The organism is Paenibacillus sp. 3LSP (assembly GCF_032465655.1).
Taxonomy (GTDB): Bacteria; Bacillota; Bacilli; order Paenibacillales; family Paenibacillaceae; genus Fontibacillus; species Fontibacillus barengoltzii.
The window spans coordinates 1-1,104 of record NZ_JAWDJI010000018.1; the positions used below are offsets into that span (position 1 = coordinate 1).

The 1,104-nt window shown below is 36.2% G+C and carries 2 protein-coding genes; one reads left to right on the top strand and one right to left on the bottom strand.

All coding sequences use genetic code 11. The features are described from left to right. The first annotated feature begins 113 nt into the window (after window positions 1–113). Window positions 114–365: a hypothetical protein gene (locus RW092_RS01105; protein WP_316009283.1), complete on the top strand. Its 252-nt coding sequence runs from the start codon at window positions 114–116 to the stop codon at window positions 363–365. A gap of 291 nt (window positions 366–656) precedes the next feature. Here the strand turns inward: RW092_RS01105 and RW092_RS01110 are convergent. Next, window positions 657–1,104, bottom strand: a 448-nt coding sequence (locus tag RW092_RS01110) for a DUF6414 family protein (protein WP_316009284.1), incomplete at its 5' end; no start/stop codon positions are given.

A 1,104-nucleotide genomic window follows, 5' to 3' on the forward strand; every position in this document is an offset into this window, starting at 1 on the left:
TCGAAGGAAAACAGACATTCTTGGAGAATATACAAAGTGACTTCCTCCATCCTTGAGGTTTTTGGGTTTGGTCACTTGAAAACTTCTCCAAGTTGGGGTGAAGTCCCTTTTTTATGTCCGAAAATCCTTACGGCTCAAGGCCTCAGATTACTGCAAAACGCTCAATTAATAAACTTTCTGATCAAGACATTCCACTTGTAGCTGATTTGGTTAGACGCCTTATTCATCCTGCAGATCATCATATCCCATATGATGACGAACCTCTAACAGATGAAGATATTCAAGCAGTTAAAGAGGCACGACAAGAATTCCTTGAAGGTAAAACCATAAAATTCGAGGATATTAAGCATGAATTACAAAATTGAATTATCTAAAAAAGCATATAAATACCTAAAGAAGCTTGATCCTAAAACGACGTTTATCTCTTCATATTGAACTACTCTCTCGTAGTCATCAGCATAGCAACGCGTGGCGATGTATATAACAGACTTTGAAATTATTAGATGTATTTGACCTAACAATTTTCATTTAATGAAACGAAGCAGCCCTTATCACAGGCTGGTTCGTTTGTTATCTGACCATCTTCCATAAACGAAGCTACATGAAGTTCCTGATTTCTGATATACATATGCAAATTCTCTTTAACAAGTGAAACCTCAGGAGTTTTGATAGACTGCAATCGGACTAATTTCAATGACAGGGCCATCAAGATAAAAAGATTTTTCATCAAAATCAATGCCGTTTCCGAAAGAGAATCCGTGATTGCTTATATCATTAAATCCCGAAAACAACTTTAACATATCGTCCTCTTTCATTCGAAGTTTACCTGGCAAGAATTTGATCAACTCAACCTTTCCTGGTTCAGGCGTGATTTTTCTCACTCTTCCGAAAATAGTAAATTCTCCCTCTATTTCATAGTGTTCAGCAAATAAGTTATCCTCGGTTAAATTTAGTGAAGCAATAAAGGATGTTGAAACATCATTGTATGGTTTCAAAATAACAGTTGCATTTTTAGGTTTCAATAAGTTTGCAAGTAGCGTCACTTGTTCTGCTGCTAGACTAAAAAGTAGACATGGAGAACCGAGAATCGGGTAAAATGAATCT